At 70.4% G+C, this 17,647-nt stretch carries 15 protein-coding genes; 4 read left to right on the top strand and 11 right to left on the bottom strand.

The features are described 5' to 3' along the window. Positions 1–58: 58 nt before the first annotated feature. The 3 genes from OG194_RS14430 to OG194_RS14420 are packed head-to-tail and all read right to left on the bottom strand — an operon-like array spanning position 59 to position 3,176. On the bottom strand, positions 59–829 hold the full coding sequence (locus OG194_RS14430; RefSeq protein ID WP_318018857.1) for an ABC transporter permease: 771 nt from the start codon (positions 827–829) through the stop codon (positions 59–61). A 1-nt stretch (position 830) separates the two neighbouring features. Beyond that, positions 831–1,802, bottom strand: coding sequence for an ABC transporter ATP-binding protein (locus OG194_RS14425; RefSeq protein WP_327401265.1), 972 nt, complete (start codon positions 1,800–1,802; stop codon positions 831–833). Positions 1,803–1,811: 9 nt separating this feature from the next. Further along, positions 1,812–3,176, bottom strand: a complete 1,365-nt coding sequence (locus OG194_RS14420) for an MDR family MFS transporter (protein WP_327401264.1) — start codon at positions 3,174–3,176, stop codon at positions 1,812–1,814. 113 nt (positions 3,177–3,289) lie between these two features. On the opposite strand from OG194_RS14420, the gene OG194_RS14415 reads away from it, so the two are divergent. Continuing rightward, positions 3,290–3,856, top strand: a complete 567-nt coding sequence (locus OG194_RS14415; RefSeq protein ID WP_327401263.1) for a TetR/AcrR family transcriptional regulator — start codon at positions 3,290–3,292, stop codon at positions 3,854–3,856. Positions 3,857–3,926: 70 nt separating this feature from the next. Here the strand turns inward: OG194_RS14415 and OG194_RS14410 are convergent, their stop codons facing one another. The 3 genes from OG194_RS14410 to mce all read right to left on the bottom strand — a co-directional run bounded on the left by OG194_RS14410 (position 3,927) and on the right by mce (position 9,554). Continuing rightward, positions 3,927–4,862: a cellulose-binding protein gene (locus OG194_RS14410; protein WP_327401262.1), complete on the bottom strand. Its 936-nt coding sequence runs from the start codon at positions 4,860–4,862 to the stop codon at positions 3,927–3,929. Positions 4,863–5,055: 193 nt separating this feature from the next. Next, on the bottom strand, positions 5,056–8,904 hold the full coding sequence (gene scy, locus OG194_RS14405) for a polarized growth protein Scy (protein ID WP_327401261.1): 3,849 nt from the start codon (positions 8,902–8,904) through the stop codon (positions 5,056–5,058). A 209-nt stretch (positions 8,905–9,113) separates the two neighbouring features. Beyond that, positions 9,114–9,554, bottom strand: a complete 441-nt coding sequence (gene mce, locus OG194_RS14400) for a methylmalonyl-CoA epimerase (RefSeq protein ID WP_019073152.1) — start codon at positions 9,552–9,554, stop codon at positions 9,114–9,116. Positions 9,555–9,703: 149 nt separating this feature from the next. Here mce and OG194_RS14395 point away from each other — a divergent pair, with 149 nt between their 5' ends. The 3 genes from OG194_RS14395 (at position 9,704) to OG194_RS14385 (ending at position 13,345) form a co-directional block, all read left to right on the top strand. Continuing rightward, entirely contained in the window at positions 9,704–10,906 is a 1,203-nt protein-coding gene (locus tag OG194_RS14395; RefSeq protein ID WP_327401260.1) for an acetyl-CoA C-acetyltransferase, read from the top strand. Positions 10,907–10,949: 43 nt separating this feature from the next. After that, the gene (meaB, locus tag OG194_RS14390; protein WP_327401259.1) at positions 10,950–11,906 is read left to right on the top strand and encodes a methylmalonyl Co-A mutase-associated GTPase MeaB; all 957 of its coding nucleotides are present in this window, start codon (positions 10,950–10,952) and stop codon (positions 11,904–11,906) included. A gap of 206 nt (positions 11,907–12,112) precedes the next feature. Beyond that, positions 12,113–13,345, top strand: coding sequence for an MFS transporter (locus OG194_RS14385; protein ID WP_327401258.1), 1,233 nt, complete (start codon positions 12,113–12,115; stop codon positions 13,343–13,345). Between the two features lie 311 nt (positions 13,346–13,656). On the opposite strand, the gene OG194_RS14380 is transcribed toward OG194_RS14385, so the two are convergent. The 5 genes from OG194_RS14380 to OG194_RS14360 form a co-directional block, all read right to left on the bottom strand. Further along, positions 13,657–14,133 carry a MarR family winged helix-turn-helix transcriptional regulator gene (locus OG194_RS14380; protein WP_327401257.1) on the bottom strand — a complete coding sequence of 159 codons (477 nt, stop codon included), beginning with the start codon at positions 14,131–14,133 and terminating at the stop codon, positions 13,657–13,659. A gap of 93 nt (positions 14,134–14,226) precedes the next feature. Then, positions 14,227–15,024 (bottom strand): AIM24 family protein, encoded by a 798-nt coding sequence (locus tag OG194_RS14375; protein ID WP_327401256.1) that lies wholly within the window; start codon positions 15,022–15,024, stop codon positions 14,227–14,229. Beyond that, entirely contained in the window at positions 15,021–15,671 is a 651-nt protein-coding gene (locus OG194_RS14370; protein ID WP_327401255.1) for an AIM24 family protein, read from the bottom strand. Before OG194_RS14370 ends, OG194_RS14375 begins: the two co-directional genes overlap by 4 nt. Before the next feature lies 1 nt (position 15,672). Then, complete coding sequence (locus OG194_RS14365) at positions 15,673–16,305, bottom strand: AIM24 family protein (RefSeq protein WP_327407071.1); 633 nt, start codon at positions 16,303–16,305, stop codon at positions 15,673–15,675. 929 nt (positions 16,306–17,234) lie between these two features. Then, the gene (locus OG194_RS14360; protein WP_327401254.1) at positions 17,235–17,558 is read right to left on the bottom strand and encodes a DUF6191 domain-containing protein; all 324 of its coding nucleotides are present in this window, start codon (positions 17,556–17,558) and stop codon (positions 17,235–17,237) included. Positions 17,559–17,647 lie beyond the last annotated feature (89 nt).

Genomic DNA, 17,647 nt, shown 5'->3' with positions numbered 1-17,647 from the left:
CCGCCCAAGAGAAAGTAAAGCAACGCCCGAAGCCGAGGCCCGAAACCGAGGCCCGAAGCTAGGCGTCCCGCCGCTTCAGCAGGACGTAGGCGCCCACGAGTGAGGCGAGCACCCACAGGGCCATGATCCCGAACCCGCCCCAGGGGCCGTACGGCGCCGAGTCGTCGACCGGGGTGACCACCTGCATGATCTTGCTGCCGGCCTGGTCGGGCAGGTACTGGCCGATCTTCTTCGTCGCGGAGACGTTGCCGAGGATGTTGGAGATCAGGAAGAAGAACGGCATCAGGATGCCCAGCGACAGCATCGGCGAGCGCAGCATCGAGGCGACGCCCATGGAGAACAGCGCGATCAGGGTCATGTAGAGCCCGCCGCCGATCACCGCGCGCAGCACACCCGGGTCGCCGATCTCCGCCCGGTGGGAGCCGAGCATCGCCTGCCCGAGGAAGAACGTGAGGAAGCTCGTCACCAGGCCGACCACGAGACACAGCCCGGCGGCCACCGCGATCTTGCTGAACAGGAAGGTGCCGCGCTGCGGGACGGCCGCGAGCGAGGTGCGGATCATGCCAGTGCTGTACTCGTTCGACACGACCAGCACCCCGAACACGATCATCGCGAGCTGACCGAGACTCATCCCGGCGAAGCTGATGAACGTCGGGTCGAAGGACAGCTTGTCCTTGGCGCTCATGTCGTCGAACTGGCTCTTCGACAGCGCCGAGATCAGCATGCCGAGCCCGATCGTCACCACCACGGCCAGCGAGAGCGTCCACACCGTCGACGCGACGGAACGGATCTTGGTCCACTCCGAGCGGATGACCTGGGTCGCCGCCATGTCAGCCCTTCTTCCAGCCGTCGCCCCAGCCCTGCTGCGGAGCAGGTGCCACGGGGGGTGGTGGTGCGTCGGAATGCGCGTGGTACTCCACCGACTCCGCGGTCAACTGCATGAACGCCTCCTCCAGGGAGGCCTGTTGGGGACTCAGCTCGTGCAGCACGAGCTGGTGCGACGCGGCCAGCTCACCGATCTGCTCGGACTTGCCCCCGTCGACTTCGAGAACCCCGCTGCCGGACTCGACCACGGTGATCCCGGCCTGGTGCAGGACATCGAGCAGCCGCTCGCGCTGCGGGGTGCGGATCCGGACGTAGGAGCGCGAGTTCTGCTGGATGAAGTCGGCCATGGAGGTGTCCGCGAGGAGCCGGCCCTGGCCGATGACGACGAGGTGATCGGCCGTCAGCGCCATCTCGCTCATCAGGTGCGAGGAGACGAAGACCGTACGGCCTTGTGCGGCAAGGGACTTCATCAGGTTGCGGATCCAGTGGATGCCCTCGGGGTCGAGCCCGTTGACCGGCTCGTCGAACATCAGGATCTCCGGATCGCCGAGCAGCGCGCCCGCGATGCCGAGCCGCTGGCCCATGCCGAGCGAGAACCCCTTGGCCTTCTTCTTCGCCACGGTCGTGAGCCCGACGGTGTCGAGTACTTCATGCACCCGGGCCTTGGAGATGCCGTTGCTCTGCGCGAGACACAGCAGGTGGTTGAAGGCGCTGCGGCCGCCGTGCATGGCCTTGGCGTCGAGGAGGGCGCCGATGTACGTCAGCGGGTCCTTGAGCTGGTCGTAGTGCTGGCCGTCGATGCGCACGTCACCGGCGGTCGGCCGGTCGAGACCGAGCATCATGCGCATCGTCGTCGACTTGCCGGCGCCGTTCGGGCCGAGGAAGCCCGTGACGATGCCGGGTCTGACGGTGAAGGTGAGGTTGTTGACCGCCACCTTCTCGCCGTACCGCTTGGTCAGCCCCTCAAGCTCGATCATGCGGCCACGCTAAGACGGGCGTTCGGCGGATGCCACCCGAACGGGCAAACAGAGTCCGACGAAGCAGGCAACAACGGTGAACGCCGTCGCCCAGGCGAACGCGTGCGGGAAGGCGGAGCCGCCGTGCCCGTGCGCGAGGACCGTCGCGAGTACGGCGGTGCCGACGGACCCGCCGAGCTGCTGCACGATCCGGACGGTGGTGCTGGCGTGCGGGATGCGGGCCCGGTCGAGGCCTTGGTACGCGCCCACCATGACCGCCATGTTGGCCGCGCTCACCCCGAGCCCGCGCACGACCAGCGCGCCGAGGAGCAGCGCTCCACCGGGGTGCGGGAGGAGGAAGGGGAGGGTGCCCAGCGCGCACAGCAGCATCCCCGCCACGGTGACCGGGCGTGGCCCGAGCCGGTCGGTCAGTGGGCCGGTGACCCGGGCCAGCAGACTGCCGAGACCCTGCGGCGCCAGCAGCAGCCCGGCCGCGATCACGCCCTCGCCGCGCGCCTGTTGGTAGTAGAGGGGGAGCAGGAACATCCCGCCGAACAGGGCGAGCCCGTTCAGGAACGTCAGGATCGAGGAGACGGCGAACGCGCGGTCCTGGAACAGGCGCAGGTCCACGAGGGGTTCGCGGGCGCGCCGTGCGTGGCGGGCGAACAGGGCGATGAGTACGGCGCCCACCGGGATCGCCGTCGCGCGGGCCATGCCGGTCTCGGACAGGCCGTAGACCAGGGCGGCGAGGCCGGGGGAGAGGAGCAGGAGGCCGGTCAGGTCCAGGCGGTGGCCGGGGCGCGGGGTGTCCTTCGGGACGCCGCGCCAGGCCAGGGCGAGGGCCAGCAGGCAGACGGGCAGGTTGACGTAGAAGATCCAGCGCCAGCTGAGGTGGCCGACGATCAGGCCGCCGACGACCGGGCCGAGGATCGGTACGACCATGGCGGGCAGGGTGATCACCGCCATCAGGCGGCCGAGGCCGCGGCCGCCGGCGGCGCGCATGACCAGGGTCTGGAGCACGGGCAGGAGTAGTCCGCCGCCGATGCCCTGGATCACTCGGAAGGCGATCAGCGAGTCGATGTTCCAGGCGAGGCCGCAGAGGAGCGATCCGGCGAGGAAGAGGATCAGCGCGCCGAGCCAGACGCGGCGGGAGTCGAAGCGTTCGACGGCCCAGCCGGAGACCGGGACGACCGTGGCGAGGGCCAGGAGATACGCGGTGCTGACCCATTGCAGGCTCGTCGTGGAGGCGCCCAGGTCGTGGCCCAGGGTGTGCAGGGCGATGGAGACGATCGTGCTGTCGAGGAGCGGGGCGAGGGCGCCGAGGACGAGGATGCCGGCGAGTTTGCGGACGGCGGGGTCGAGGTGTTCGGCGGGGCGGACGGTGGTGTCGGACATGGCGGTTCCCCCTTTGGAGACGCCTTTAGAGACGGTGCGTCTCTAAAGGGCCACGTTAGACTGGACCCGGTAAGAGACGCAAGGTCTCCTAGTGGGAGTCGGGGGTGCCGGTGATGGCCGCAGAGCAGACGCGGCGGCGCGGGGCCGCGCTGGAGGCCGACATCCTGGACGCCGTCTGGGAGGAAATCGCCGAGGTCGGCTACGCCCGGCTCACCATGGAGGGCGTCGCGGCCCGGGCCAGGACCGGCAAGCAGGTCCTCTACCGGCGCTGGGCCAACCGCGCCGAACTCGTCAAGGCCGCCCTGCCGCACCGCACCGGCTTCATCGTCGACCAGGTGCCCGACACCGGGGAGCTGCGCGAGGACGTGCTGACCCTGCTGCGGCTGATGGCCGAACGGCAGCGGGAGATCGGCCCGGACGTCATCCGGGGTCTGCTCGCGGAGGTGACCGACCTGGACCCGAAGGTCTTCGGGATCATGCACGACATCCTGCTGACGCTGCTTCAGCGGGCCGTGAAGCGGGGCGAGATCCCCACCGCGGACCTCCCCCGACGGGCCGTCACCGTCCCCGCGGACCTGCTGCGGTACGAGATGGTCGTCTCCCGCGACCCGGTCGCCGACGCCGTCCTCGTCGGGATCGTCGACGACGTGTATCTGCCCCTGCTGGCCGGACACGGCTGAGACACCGCCGGGACACGGCTGAGACCCGCACCCCCGAAGGGAGTGCGGGCCTCAGCTTTACGACAGGTGCTTACCGGGACTGCTGAGCCGGAACTCCACGAGAGATCGGCTCGTCCTCGACCGGCGAGCTCGCGGCGGCCACCGCGGCACCGGTGAGCGTGGCGAGCATCTCGCGCACGTTCGTCAGCTGGGCGTTGATGCTGTCGCGACGGTTCGTCAGGGCGGCCAGCTCGCGCTCGGATTCCGAACGGATGCGGTCGGCCTTGGCGTTCGCGTCGGCCACGATGTCCTCGGCCTGGCGCTGAGCCGTCTCCACCGTCTGACGGGCGCGACGCTCCGCGTCCGTACGCAGCTTCTCGGCCTCAAGGCGGAGCTGCTCCGCGCGGTGCTCGATCTCCGCGAGGCGCTTCTCGGCCTTCTGCTGACGCGACGCCAGGTCGCGCTCGGACTGCTCGCGCCGCTTGGCGAGGTTCGTCTCGAAGTCGGCGGCGGCCTGCGCGGCCTTGGCGCGGGTCTCCTCGAAGAGGGCGTCGGCCTCCTCGCGCTTCTGCTGCGCGTCCTTCTGGGCCTCGCCCCGCAGCTGGGAGGAGTCGCTCTTGGCCTTCTCGACGATCCGGACGCCCTCGTCCTCCGCCTTGGACTTGCGCTCCGCAGCGAACGATTCTGCGTCGTTGCGGACCTGCTGGGCAGCGGACTCCGCGAGTTCGCGGTGCTGCTCGGCCGCGCGCCGTGCCTCCTCGCGCAGGTCCTTGGCCTCTTCCTCGGCGAGGCGGAGGATCTTCTCGACCCGCGCGCCGAGACCGGCGTACGACGGCTCGGCGTCGCTTACCTGGGCCGCGGCGTTCTGCGTTTCGAGGTGGAGCTCCTCGATGCGCTTTTCAAGAGCAGTGATACGGGCCAGAGCGCTGTCACGGTCGGAGACGAGCTTCGAGATGCGTTCGTCCACCTGAGCGCGGTCGTACCCACGCCGCACAAGCTCGAAGCCGTAGGGGGAAGTGTCGCTCATGGGGTTCCTGTCGAATGAGACCGGTGAGGTGATAGGTGGAATCCTAGGGGCCGAAGCGGTGTGTCATCGAGCGGATACGTGTTTGATCTGGAGAATGACACCTCTTTTGAGTGGCTAACCGTCGGACCGCTTGCCAAGGACCGGGTCAAAGGCCCCAGAACGCCCGAACCTCACAGGAGGTTCCCAGCTTTCCCTAGCCTTCAACGGACTTGCCACCCGAACGAGTTGCGCCCGCCGTGGCTCCCGCCTTGACCCCGCCGTCCTTGGCCGCTGTCGGGGCCTCGAAAGACTCCAACGCTTCCAGGACGTCCTGGACACGGGAGATTTCGGCGTTGATGTCCTCGCGGCGGCGGACGAGCACCTCCAGATCGCGCTTGCCCTCCTCGACCGTGCGCCGGGCCTCGCGGATCGCCTCCGCCTTCAGCTCCTCGGCCTCGCGGATGAGCGTGGACTTCTTCTGCTCGGCCTCCTTGAGGAGACCCTCCGCCTTCTTCACGGCGGCGATACGGACCTTGCCCGCCTCGGAGTTGGCGTCCGAGACCAGTTCCTTGGCCTTCATCTGGGCCTTGCCGAGCTGCTCCTCGGCCGCCTTGATGAGCGCGTCGCAGCGGTCGCCGGCCGACTTCATCGTCTCGGCGGACTCACGGCGGGCCCGCTCGTGCAGGTTCTCGATCTCGGTCGTGATGCGGTCGCGCAGCTCCTCGGACCGCTCCCTTATGGCGGTGGCGTCCCGGCGCGCGCCGACCAACAGCTCGTCCGCGTCCGTACGGGCCCGCTCCACCCGGGAGTTGCCCTCGACCGTGCCCTCGGACACCAGCCGGTCGGCCTCGTTGCGGGCCGCGCCGACCATCGAGTCGGCCTGCGCCTCGGCGTCAGCCGTCGTCTTCTGTGCCTGCTGCTGGGCCTCGCTGAGCAGCTTGTCGGCCTCGGCCGCGGTCTCCGTGATGAGGGTGTCGACCTGCTCGGCCGCCTCGGAGCGCCGTTTGTTGGCCTCCTTACGGGCCTCGTCCAGCGTCCGCTCGGACTCCTCGCGCGCCGCCGAGGTGACCCGCTCGGCCGCTGCCTCCGCGTTCGCCTTGAGACGGTTGGACTCGTTACGGATCCGCTCGGCCTGCTGCTGCGCGGAACCCACCGTGTCGGCGGCCTCGGCACGCAGCCGCTCCGCGTCCCCGGTCGCGTCCGAGACGAGCTTCCCCGCCTTGGCCACGGCCTCCGAGCGCACCCGCTCGGCCTCGTTGATCGTCTCCGTCTGGAGCCGCTCCGCCTCCGCCGTCACCTCGGTGATGAGGGTGTCGGCCTGCGTCGCCGCGTCCGAACGGATCCGGTTGGCGTCCTCGCGGGCGTCGGCACGGGCCCGCGCCGCGTCCTGGTCGGCCTGCGCGATCGTGTCCGAGGCCTGGGTACGCACCTGCTGGGCGTGCTCGGCCGACTCCGACCGCAGCCGCTCGGACTCCGCGATGGCGTCCGAAACGGTGCGCTCCGCAAGGGCCTTGGCGGCGTCCGTCTCCTCGGCCGCCCGGCGCCGGACGCGGTTGGCGTCCTCGGTGGCCCGCTCCCGCTCGCTGTACGCGTCGGCGCGGACCCGGTCCGCCTCCTCCTGCGCCTCGCGCCGGGTGCGGTCCGCCACGTGCTCGGCGGCCGACCTGATCCCGGCGATCTCCTCCTGCGCCTGCTCGTGCAGCCCGGCGACGGACTCCCGTACCTGCTGGGCGTGTTGCTCGGCGCCCGACACCATCTCGTTCGCGCGCCGGTCGGCCTCCTCGACCAGCCGGACGGCCTCGGACTGCGCCTCCTCGACGCGGTTGCGCGCCGAGGCCAGCAGCTCCTCGCTCTGCTCGCGGGCCCGCTCGCGCTCCTGCCCGGCCTCCTCACGGGCCGACCCGAGCAGCTCCTCGGCCTCACGACGACGCCGTACGGCCTCCTCCTGGGCGGCGGCCAGCGTCTCGGACGCCTCCGTGGCCAGTCGCTCGGCGGCGGCCTGGGCCTCCGCGCGGACGCGGTCGGCGGTGTCCTGCGCCTCGGTCTTGAGCCGCTCGGCCTCGGCCGACGCCTCGGACCGCAGACGTACGGCGATGGCCTCGCCCTCGGCGCGGGACGCGGACGCGTCGCCCGCGGCCTCGTTGCGCAGCCGGTCGGCCTCCGTCTCGGCCTGCGCCTGGAGGGAGCGGATGCGGTCGGCGGCCTCGCCGCGCAGTCGCTCGGTCTCCTCGGCGGCCTCGCGGCGGATCCGCTCGGCCTCCTCGCGGGCGTCGGTGAGCGCCTGTTCGGCAGCGGCGAGCCGCTCCTCGGTCTCCGTGTGCAGCCGCGTCAGGCCCTCGGCGGCCTCCTCGCGGCGTGCCTCTATGGCCCGCTCGGTCTCGTCGCGCAGGTCGCGTGCGGCCTGTTCGGCATCCGCCTTGATGCCCTCGGACTGCTCGATGACCTCGGAGCGGTGCCGCTCGGCCTCCTTGCGGGTGCGGTCGAGGGTCTCCTCGGCCTGCCGGCGCAGCGTGGTGGCGCGCTCGATGGCCTCGGTGCGGACCTTCTCGCTGTCCGTGGTGGCGGTCTGGCGCAGCTCGTCGGCGTCGGCGCGGGCCTTGGACAGCAGTTCCTCGGCGGTCCTGGCCGCCTCCTCGATCTGCTGGACGGCCTCGCGGCGGGCCTCGGCGCGGATGCGCTCGCCCTCGCCGACCGCGTCGGCGCGCAGCTGCTCGGCCTCGCCGCGCAGCCGGCGCGCCTCCTCCTGCAACTCGACCGTCTTGGCCCGGTACTCCTTGGTGTCGTCCTTCGCCGCGCCCTTGAGCCCCTCGGCGATGTCGTGCGCCTGGGCGCGCAGCCGGTCGGCCTCGGCCTCCGCCTCGGAGCGGATCCGCTCGGCCTCCTCGGTGGCGGCCTTCGTGGTGTTCTTGGCGTCCTCGGACGCCTTGTCGAGGACGTCCTCGGCGGTACGGGCGGCCTTCGCGAGCTGGGAGGCGGTCTCCTCGGCGGTGAGGCTGCGGGCGTTCTCCTCGGCCTCCGCGACGATCTTGTCGGCCTTGGCCTGGGCCTCGGCGACGACCTGCTCGGCGTCCGACTTGGTGGACTCGGCCTCCTTGGTGGCCTCCGTCACCAGCCGGGCGACCTGCTCCTTCGCCGTACGGGTGCGCTGCTCGTTGGCCGACTCGGCGCTGGAGAGCGCCTTGGCGGCGGCCTCCTTCGCCTCGGAGAGGACCTTCTCCGCCTCCAGGCGCGCCTCACGCAGTGAGGTTTCGGCCTCGGCCATGCGGGTCTCGGCGGTCCGGCTCAGCTCGGTGGCCTGACGGCGGGCGGAATCCGACTCGTTGACCGTGGAGCTGCGCAGCTGCTCGGCGTGGTCGGTGGCCTCCTGGGCCTGCGAGGACGCCGCGTTCAGCAGCCGCTCGGCGTCCGTGCGGGCGCGGCGCAGCAGCTGCTCGGCCTCCGCGCGGGCCGTCTCGGCGTCGATCTCCAGCCGCTGCCGGGCCTCGGTGGCGACGCGCTCGGCCTCGGCGCGGGCGGCGGCCAGCGCCTGCTCGGCCTCGGCGCGCGACTCGTCCACGAGACGGCGGGCCTGCGACTCCGAGCGGGCGCGGAGCTGCTCGGCCCACGCCACGTTCTCGTTGACGTGCGACTCGACGGTCTGCCGGCGCTCTCCCAGCTCCTGGTCGAGCTGCTGGCGCCGGGTCACCGCCTCCTGGTGCAGCTCCGCCTGGAGGCGCGCGGCCTGCTCGGCGTGCTCCTGGAGGATGCGCTGGGTCTGCGCGCGGGCCTGGCTCAGCTCCCGCTCGGCGTCCTGCCGCAACTGGTCGGCCTGGACCTGGGCATTACGAAGCATCTGCTCGGCCTGATAGCCGATGTCACCGCCGTCGTAAGCCGGTCGGGACATGAGGGTGCGGCGCGCCTCGTGCAGCTTGGCGCGCAGCACCTCGACCTGGTAGCCGAGGTCCTCGGCATGCTGGATCGCCTTTTCCCGCTCGGTCTTCAGCCGCTCCATCTCGGCCTCGAACCGAGAGAGGTGGTCGACGTCAGCCGCCGGCTCTCGCTCCTGGCGTTCGTAGCCCCGCACTGCGCGGTCCCATCCGTCCCCTGGTCGCGGTTTACTCCAACGAGCACCGTCCATCCAACGGACGGTGCTCCCGGGGAATGGTGTCAGATCAACGACGGAGCATGGGCTGCTGCCCGACGCTCGCCCCCCGAAACCCGGACCCCGGCATGCCGTTGCCCTGGTTGCGAGCGACGACCGACCCCAACCCTACCGGCCCATATGTACGAGGGTCAGTGCTCAGGTGACTCAACAGGCGCCGAAGTGACCAGTTCTGTCAGTACGCCATGGCAATCCTTTGGGTGCAGGAACGTGATCCGTGACCCCATGGAACCGCGTCGGGGCTCCTCGTACAGAACGCGTACGCCCTTCCCCCGGATGTCCTCGGAGTCCGTATCCACATCCGCCGTACCGAAGGCGATGTGATGGACCCCCTCCCCGTTCTTCGCCAGCCACTTTCCTACGGCGGAGTCCTCGCGGGTGGGCTCCAGGAGCTGGAGGTAGGAGGCGCCGCCGTCGTCCGTGTTGTTGATCTTCAACATGGCCTCGCGTACGCCCTGTTCCTCGTTGACCTCGGAGTGGAACACCTCGAAGCCGTACGTGGCCCGGTAGAACTCGACGGTCGTGTCGAGGTCGAAGCAGGCGATCCCGATGTGGTCGATTCGCGTCAGCATGTATGTAGTGCAGCGCGAGCGCGATGGTTACGCAACGTGCGCGCGATCACACCGACGGCCCGATGACGGGGTGGACTACCGCTCAGTACATTTCAAGTAAACCCTCGTTCACTCCTCAGCTGAAACACGCTGGAAGGGGATCGCACCTCATGTCTGGAACGAACAGCACGACCTCGGTGATCGTCTCGGGCGCCCGGACGCCCATGGGACGCCTGCTGGGCTCCCTGAAGTCCTTCTCCGGAGCCGATCTCGGCGGCTTCGCGATCAAGGCCGCTCTCGACCGTGCGGGTATCGGTGGCGACCAGGTGCAGTACGTGATCATGGGCCAGGTGCTCCAGGCCGGGGCAGGGCAGATCCCGGCACGCCAGGCCGCCGTCAAGGCGGGCATCCCCATGAGCGTCCCCGCGCTCACCATCAACAAGGTCTGCCTCTCGGGCCTCGACGCCATCGCGCTCGCCGACCAGCTCATCCGTGCAGGTGAGTTCGACGTGATCGTCGCGGGCGGCCAGGAGTCCATGACCAACGCCCCCCACCTGCTCCCCAAGTCCCGCGAGGGCTACAAGTACGGCGCGATCGAGATGCTCGACGCGATGGCCTACGACGGCCTCACCGACGCCTTCGAGAACATCGCGATGGGCGAGTCCACGGAGAAGCACAACACGCGGCTGGGTATCGCGAGGCCGGAGCAGGACTCGGTGGCCGCTCTCTCCCACCAGCGGGCGGCAGCCGCCCAGCAGAACGGCGTCTTCGAGGCCGAGATCACCCCGATCGAGATCCCGCAGCGCAAGGGCGAGGCCGTCGTCTTCAGCAAGGACGAGGGCATCCGCGCGGAGACCACGGTCGAGTCGCTCGGCAAGCTGCGCCCCGCGTTCACCAAGGACGGCACGATCACCGCCGGCACCTCCTCACAGATCTCGGACGGTGCGGCGGCCGTGGTCGTGATGAGCAAGACCAAGGCGCAGGAGCTGGGCCTGGAGTGGATCGCCGAGATCGGCGCCCACGGAAATGTGGCGGGACCCGACAACTCCCTCCAGTCGCAGCCCTCGAACGCGATCCTGCACGCCCTGAAGAAGGAGGGCCTGGAGGTCGAGAGCCTCGACCTGATCGAGATCAACGAGGCCTTCGCCGCCGTCGCGGTGCAGTCAATGAAGGACCTCGGGGTGTCCACGGAAAAGGTGAACGTCAACGGCGGCGCCATCGCCCTGGGCCACCCCATCGGCATGTCGGGCGCCCGCCTGGTCCTGCACCTCGCCCTGGAGCTCAAGCGGCGCGGCGGCGGGGTCGGCGCGGCGGCACTGTGCGGCGGCGGCGGTCAGGGTGACGCGCTGATCGTGCGGGTACCCAAGGCCTGAGCAGCAGTACCTTCTCGCACATCCGCAAGTGATCGGAGCCGTGATGCAGGACGTCGCCTCGCTGGTGGCCCAGGCCAGGGAAGGCCGGCCGCGGGCCGTGGCCCGGCTGATCTCCCTGGTGGAGGGGGCGTCCCCGCAGCTCAGGGAGATCATGGCGACCCTCGCACCGCTGACCGGCGGGGCCTACGTCGTGGGCCTCACCGGATCGCCCGGCGTGGGCAAGTCCACGTCCACGTCCGCGCTGGTCACGGCGTACCGCAAGCAGGGCAGGCGGGTCGGCGTCCTGGCCGTCGACCCGTCCTCGCCGTTCTCGGGCGGCGCCCTGCTCGGCGACCGTGTCCGCATGTCGGACCACTCCTCCGACCCCGGCGTCTACATCCGCTCGATGGCCACCCGCGGCCACCTCGGCGGCCTCGCCTGGTCCGCCCCGCAGGCGATCCGCGTCCTGGACGCGGCGGGCTGCGACGTGATCCTGGTGGAGACGGTGGGGGTCGGCCAGTCGGAGGTCGAGATCGCGTCTCAAGCGGACACGAGCGTGGTGCTGCTGGCCCCGGGGATGGGCGACGGCATCCAGGCGGCGAAGGCCGGAATCCTGGAGATCGGCGACGTCTACGTCGTCAACAAGGCCGACCGTGACGGCGCCGACGCGACCGCCCGCGAGCTGAACCACATGCTCGGCCTCGGAGAGTCCCGAGGCCCCGGCGACTGGCGCCCCCCGATCGTCAAGACGGTCGCCTCCCGCGCCGAGGGCATCGACGAGGTCGTGGAGGCACTGGAGAAGCACCGGGCGTGGATGGAGGAGCACGGCGTCCTCGCGGAGCGCCGCACGGCCCGGGCGGCTCGCGAGGTCGAGACGATCGCGGTCACGGCCCTGCGCGCGCGCATCGGCGACCTGCACGGAGACCGCCGTGTCGGCGCTCTCGCGGAACGGGTCGTGGCGGGCGAGTTGGACCCGTACCGGGCGGCGGACGAGCTGATCGCGGGCATCACGGAGAGCTGATCGCGGAGATCACGGAGGGGTGATCGCGGGTACTGCGGGCGGCTAACTCGATGGTCAACGCCCCTGTCCCGTTGGTACGTTGACCGCATGTTCCTTCTCTTGGCATAGGGCCCGCCCAGGCCCGCGCACGGCAGACACCAGTCGGATCGCCGTCGCGCGGCGCACAGGCGTCCCCTTCTCCTGCCTCCAGTTGAGGAACATCTCGCATGTCCGCGTCTTCTTCCACGCCGGTTTCGGCGTGCCCTTCGTATGCCGCCGTACTCCAAGTCCCGTACGCCCGCCGCACGTTCGCGGCCGCACTGGTAGGCCGCCTTTCCTACGGGATCGTCTCCCCGGCGGTCCTGCTCGCGGTCGTCCGCGCCACCGGCTCCTACGCCGCCGCCGGCACGGTCATGGCCGTCTTCGGCACCGCGACCGTCCTCCTGCTCCCCCTGCGCGCGGCCCTGGTGGACCGCCACGGCCCGCGCCGCGCCGTGCTCCCCATGGCTCTCCTCTACGGCGGTCTCCTGTGCGTCCTCGCGGCGGTGACCTGGAGCCCCGGGACGCCGGAGGTGGTGCTCGGCATCGTGGCCGCGCTGACGGGCATGTGCGCGCCCCCACTTGGACCCACGATGCGCTCCGTGTGGGCCGAACTCGTCGGTGACCGTGGGCTGTTGCGGCGCGCTTACAGCCTCGACGGCGTCGCGGAGGAACTCCTGTACGTCATCGGCCCGTTGGCGGTCGGCGCGCTGCTCACCATCGCTCCACCGGCTGCCGGGGTCCTGCTCAGCGCGGCCCTGATCGTGACCGGGACGATCGCCTTCGTCATGTCACCGGCGCTGTCCGGAGTGCGCGTATCCGCGGGCGCCGGGCGGGGGTTGAGGCCGGCCCGGGTGCGTGGGCTGCTCGGTCCGGTGGTCGTGGCCGGGGGGATGGGGCTCGCGTTGAGTGCGGTCTATCTGTTGGTGATGGCGTTCGTGGAGCAGCGGGGGTACGGCGATGACGTCGTGCCGTGGGTGCTGGCGGCGGTGTCGGCGGGCAGCGCGGTGGGTGGCCTCTTGAACGGGGCGGTCAACTGGCGTGTGGCCGCGCGGGTTCGGTTGCCCGGGGCCGCGTTGGGGCTTGGGCTGGCGTTGGCCGCGGCCGGGTTCGCCTCGGGGGTGTGGTCGCTCACCGTGGCTGTGGGGTGTGCGGGGTTCTTTGTGGCACCGGCGTTGACCACCGCGTATCTGCTCGCCGACGAGGTGGCTGCGCCGGAGGCGCGGACTCAGGCCGGGGCGTGGGTCAACATGGCGGTGAACGCGGGGAGTTCGGGTGGGTCGGTGCTGACGGGGCTGCTGGTGGGGCGGGTGCCGTTGGGGGTTTGTTTTGTGATCGCCGGGGTGGTGGCGGGGGGTGCGGGGGTTGTGTCTTGGGTGCCGGTGCGGTGTGGCTGGGCGCGCCGTTCCCCGCGCCGCTAAAAGCTGTCATGACACCGGGTCTCAGCGGACCCGGTGTCATGACGAGGCCGGTACGATCCAGCCCGTCCGGTGCCTCGCCAAGACCGGCCGCGCAATCTAGCCCGTCCGGTATCCGTCCAACGCAGGTCGGCGCAATCCCGGCCGTTCGGCGCTTCTCTAACGCGGGCCGGCACAAGCCGGTCCGACCGGGGCCTCTTCAGCGCAGGTCGGCACTATTCAGCCCGTCCGGCGTTTGAGGACGAGGCCCCTTCAGGGCCGATGCGGGGGTCTGGGGGCGGCAGCCCCCAGAACAGCCCCGCCCCGACGGACGGTCAGGGACGTCCCCGCTGGCCCCGCAGGTGTTCCGCGATCGGCTTCAGGGTCTTGCTGAGGTCGGACAGACCCTCGGGGGTGGCGAGGTCGATGAAGTGGCGGCGTACGGAGGCGACATGGTGGGGCGCGACCTTCTGCATCGTCTCCAGACCGTGGTCGGTCAGCACCGCGTACAGGCCCCGGCGGTCCGACTCGCAGTTCTCCCGGCGGACCAGGTCCGCGTTCTCCATGCGGGTGATCTGGTGCGAGAGGCGGCTCTTGGACTGGAGCGTGGCGGCCGCGAGGTCGCTCATCCGCAGTCGTACGCCCTCCGCCTCGGAGAGATTCACCAGGATCTCGTAATCGTTCATCGTCAGGCCGAACGGCTGCAGATCCTTTTCGAGTTGGTACGTCAGCAGCCTGTTGACCTCCAGGTGGGTGCGCCAGGCGCACTGCTCCTCTTCGGTCAGCCAGCGCGTGGCCGTCTCGGTCTCCATGAATGAAGTCTACCTAAAATGTTGAAAGGCGAACTAGTGAGGGGTGGCGTGACGGCGCGCACACGTTCGACGTCACACTCCGCAGACTACCGCTCACAGCCCGAAGCGACGCTGGAGGTCCCCCAGCTGTCCGGGAAGGCGCGGTGCCCCCGCTTGCTGTGAGGGGCCTGTGGGGGCCCCGCCCCCGCCCGGCACCCCCGGCTCGTGCGGCACAACCCCTGTGGCCTGCTCGGGCATCAGGTTCTCCGACGACTGGAGCAGCACCGTGCCGGCCCCGACGAACTCGAACTGGTGCTCCTCCCCGGAGGCCCCGCCGATGCCCGTCATCGCACGTAGACCGCCCATCAGGCCGGTCATGTACGTGTGGTCGTAGTGATGGCAGGGGGAGGGGCAGTCGGCCCAGCCGACGAGGGCCTGCGGGTCCACCCGGATCGGGGGTTCCATGAACACCACGGGGCCGCTCGACGCGGCCACGATCTTGCCGGTTCCGATGAGTGTCAGAAAGCCGGGAACAATCGACTGCTTGAGAGCGAGACTTGGCTGAAAAGCGAGCAGGTTGCCCGAGCGAATGGTCATGTTGGCGTCTTCGAGGTCGTACGCGTTCACATCGAAGGCCCGGTCGGCGAGCAGCATCTTGCCCGAGCCGTCCGCCACGACCCAGTCGCTCGCGTGCAGAGGCGAATGGAACGACGTACGGACAAGTCGGTCGAGTCGCCCGTGCCCGATGCCGTTGAACTCCATCGAGCCGTAGTAGGCGATCATCTTCCCCTTCTGCAGGAACCACTGGCTCCCCTTGAGCTCCACGCAGAAGGTGTACTTGTTGACGTTGTCGTCGACCGGGAGGGTCATCGGGTCGTAGATCGTGGGGCCGGACCCCGCGTACTGGCTCACAGCTTCTCCTCCGACGCCTGGACGTACACCGCGCCGCTGCCGCTCAGCTCCAGCTGGAACGCCTCGCCGGAGCCCCGGCCCACCATGTCGCGCCAACCGAGCGCCGTGGACAGCTTGTTGCGTACGTCGCCGTGGTGGGCGACGTAGGCCTGCGGGTCGACGTGGACCGGGCGCCCTGGGGTGATCGGGACCTCGAAGACGCCGCCGTGGGCCATCACGGCGACCGCGCCCTGCCCCTGGAGGGTGGTGGTGAACAGGCCCTGGCCGGTGACCTGGCCGCGGACCATGCCCATGACGCCGCCCTGGGAGCCCATGAACATCGTGCCCTGTTGGAGGGTGCCCTCGAAGGCGAGGAGGCGGTCGGCCTCCACGTAGAGGGTGTCGCCGGTGAGGTTGATGATCTGGATGTGGTGGCCGCCGTGACCGAACATCACGGTGCCGCTGCCCTCGACGGTCATCAGGGGGGTCGCCTCGTTCGCCACCCGGCGCCCGAGCATCGACATGACGCCGCCCTGGCCGCCCTGGATGTTGGGGGTGAAGGAGACGTCGCCCTTGTAGGCGAGCATCGCGCCGCGCTGGCTGAACAGTCGCTGGCCCGGCATGACCGTGGCCTGGATCATCTTCGAGTTGATCTCGGTGAACGTCATGTCACACGTCCCCCGCGATCGTGTTCCGCTCGCTGGGCTGGACGTAGACGAGTCCGTCGCCCTCGAAGCGGATCTGGAAAGCCTCGCCGCCGCCCTCCCCGAAGAGCGTGCGGAAGGTCACACCGGACTGGAAGGACTGCTGGAGGTTCCCCTGGTGCGCGATGTACGCGCCCGGGTCGACGGTCAGCGGGTACTGCCGGCTGACCCGCAGCACCACCGCCGGACCGTCCGACATGATCGCCGCCTGGCCATGTCCTTCGACGGTCGTCGTGAACAGCCCGTTGCCCTGCGAGGCGCCGCGCAGCCCGGTGAACGTGGTCCCCGTCCGCAGCCCGGCGTCGGTCACGAGCAGATTGCTCGACTCCACGTACAGCTTGTCCCCCTGGAGATTCACGAGGTTGATCTCGGAGGCCCGGTCCGCGAACCAGCACGTCCCCTGCCCCCTCACCTCCATCACCGTCATCTGCTCACCGGTGAGCCGCCGGGTCACCATCCCCCGGATGCCCTCACCGCCACCGCTCATCTTCTTGAAGGCCATCTGCCCGTCGTACGCGACCATCGAGCCGTTCTTCGCCTTCACGGCGTCCCCGGTCATGTCGACGGCGAGCACCTTGCTGCCCTGGAGCCGAAACATCGCCACGCTGCGAAGGTAACCGCACGGGTGCGGTCGAGGACAGGGCCCGTGGGTGGAGAACGACCCTGACCTGGCCCCTAGGGCGGAGCCGGGGGTGAACTCTGGGCGGGTCGGGGGCGTGTTGGGGGCGGTCAGGGTGGGCTCGGGACGGGCTTGAGGTGTGTCGAGGGGCGGGCTCAGGGTGGGCCTGGGTCCAGGGCAGGTCGCGGGGTGGATTCGGGCGGGGTTTGGGGCTTGCTGCGGGGACGCACCCGGGGGTGTCCAAGACTCGCGGCGGGCAGGCGGGCAGGCGGGCAGGCGGGCAGGCGGGCAGGCGGGCAGGCGGGCAGGGGTGGTCCGGGGACATGTCGTGACGACGGGCGCAAGGCGGGCCGAGGCCTGTCGCTGGGGCGCAGGGCGGGGTTGTTGTGGGGGCGGACCCGGTGGGGCCCGGGGCTTGTTGTCCGGTGACCCCGGGGCTTCTCGCGGGGCGGCCCCGGAGTGGGTTGTGGTTCGTTGCGAGCGGGGGCCTGGGGCAGGTCGTGGGGCGGATCCCGGGCCGGGCCTCCGACTTGCTGAGCCACAGAGCCGACGCGGGCCGAGGGCTGGTCACGGGCGTATCCCGGGCGGGCCTGCGACCTGCTGCGCCGCAGACCTGACGCGGGCCCACGACATGTTGTTGCGGGGTGGGCCGCGGTTTGTGCGGGCGCCGGCGCGGACTCGGGGTGGGCCCAAGTTTTGTCGTGGGGTGACTCCGGGACAGGCCCGGGGTTCGTTTCAGGGGCCGACCCGGGATGCCTTCAGGGTGCGCTGCGGGGTGACCCCAGGGTGTACCCAAGACGTGCCGCCGCGCGTGATGCTCCCGCCTGCCGAGACGCGGTGCTCCCGCCTGCCGTCGGGCGGTGCTCCCCGTGTGCCGCCGGGCCGTAGTACGACGACGTCGCCCGGCGCTACGCCGTGTCGCGGGACCTGTTCAGCCGGATGACCGCCGTGCCCGCGTGCAGGTCGACGGTCGACCAGGGCGGGTCCCCGTCCTCCTCGTCGTCCCGCATCACCAGCGCGCTCTGCCGTTCCTTCAGCTCGGTCTGCTTGCCCGGCGACAGGCTCGCGTGGAGCTGCTCGAAGCCGGTCGCGGATATCTGGCCCTGCCGCCCGGAGTTCCGCCAGGGGAGCATTCCGGCGCGGCCCATCTTCAGGAGCAGCTGGTCGAGGAACGCGAGGGCGGTCAGCAGGACCACCAGCCCGGGCAGCGTCATGAAGAAAACGAACTGCACGGGCACTCCCGGGGCTCGGCGACGGACCCCCAGTCTCGGGTCGCTCAGCCGTTTGCCACAATGGGTGAACGTTTGTGCTCGCGTTCACA

It is taken from the genome of Streptomyces sp. NBC_01288 (assembly GCF_035982055.1).
In the GTDB taxonomy this organism is placed as follows: Bacteria; Actinomycetota; Actinomycetes; order Streptomycetales; family Streptomycetaceae; genus Streptomyces.
This window is presented reverse-complemented; position numbering and strand designations above follow the sequence as displayed.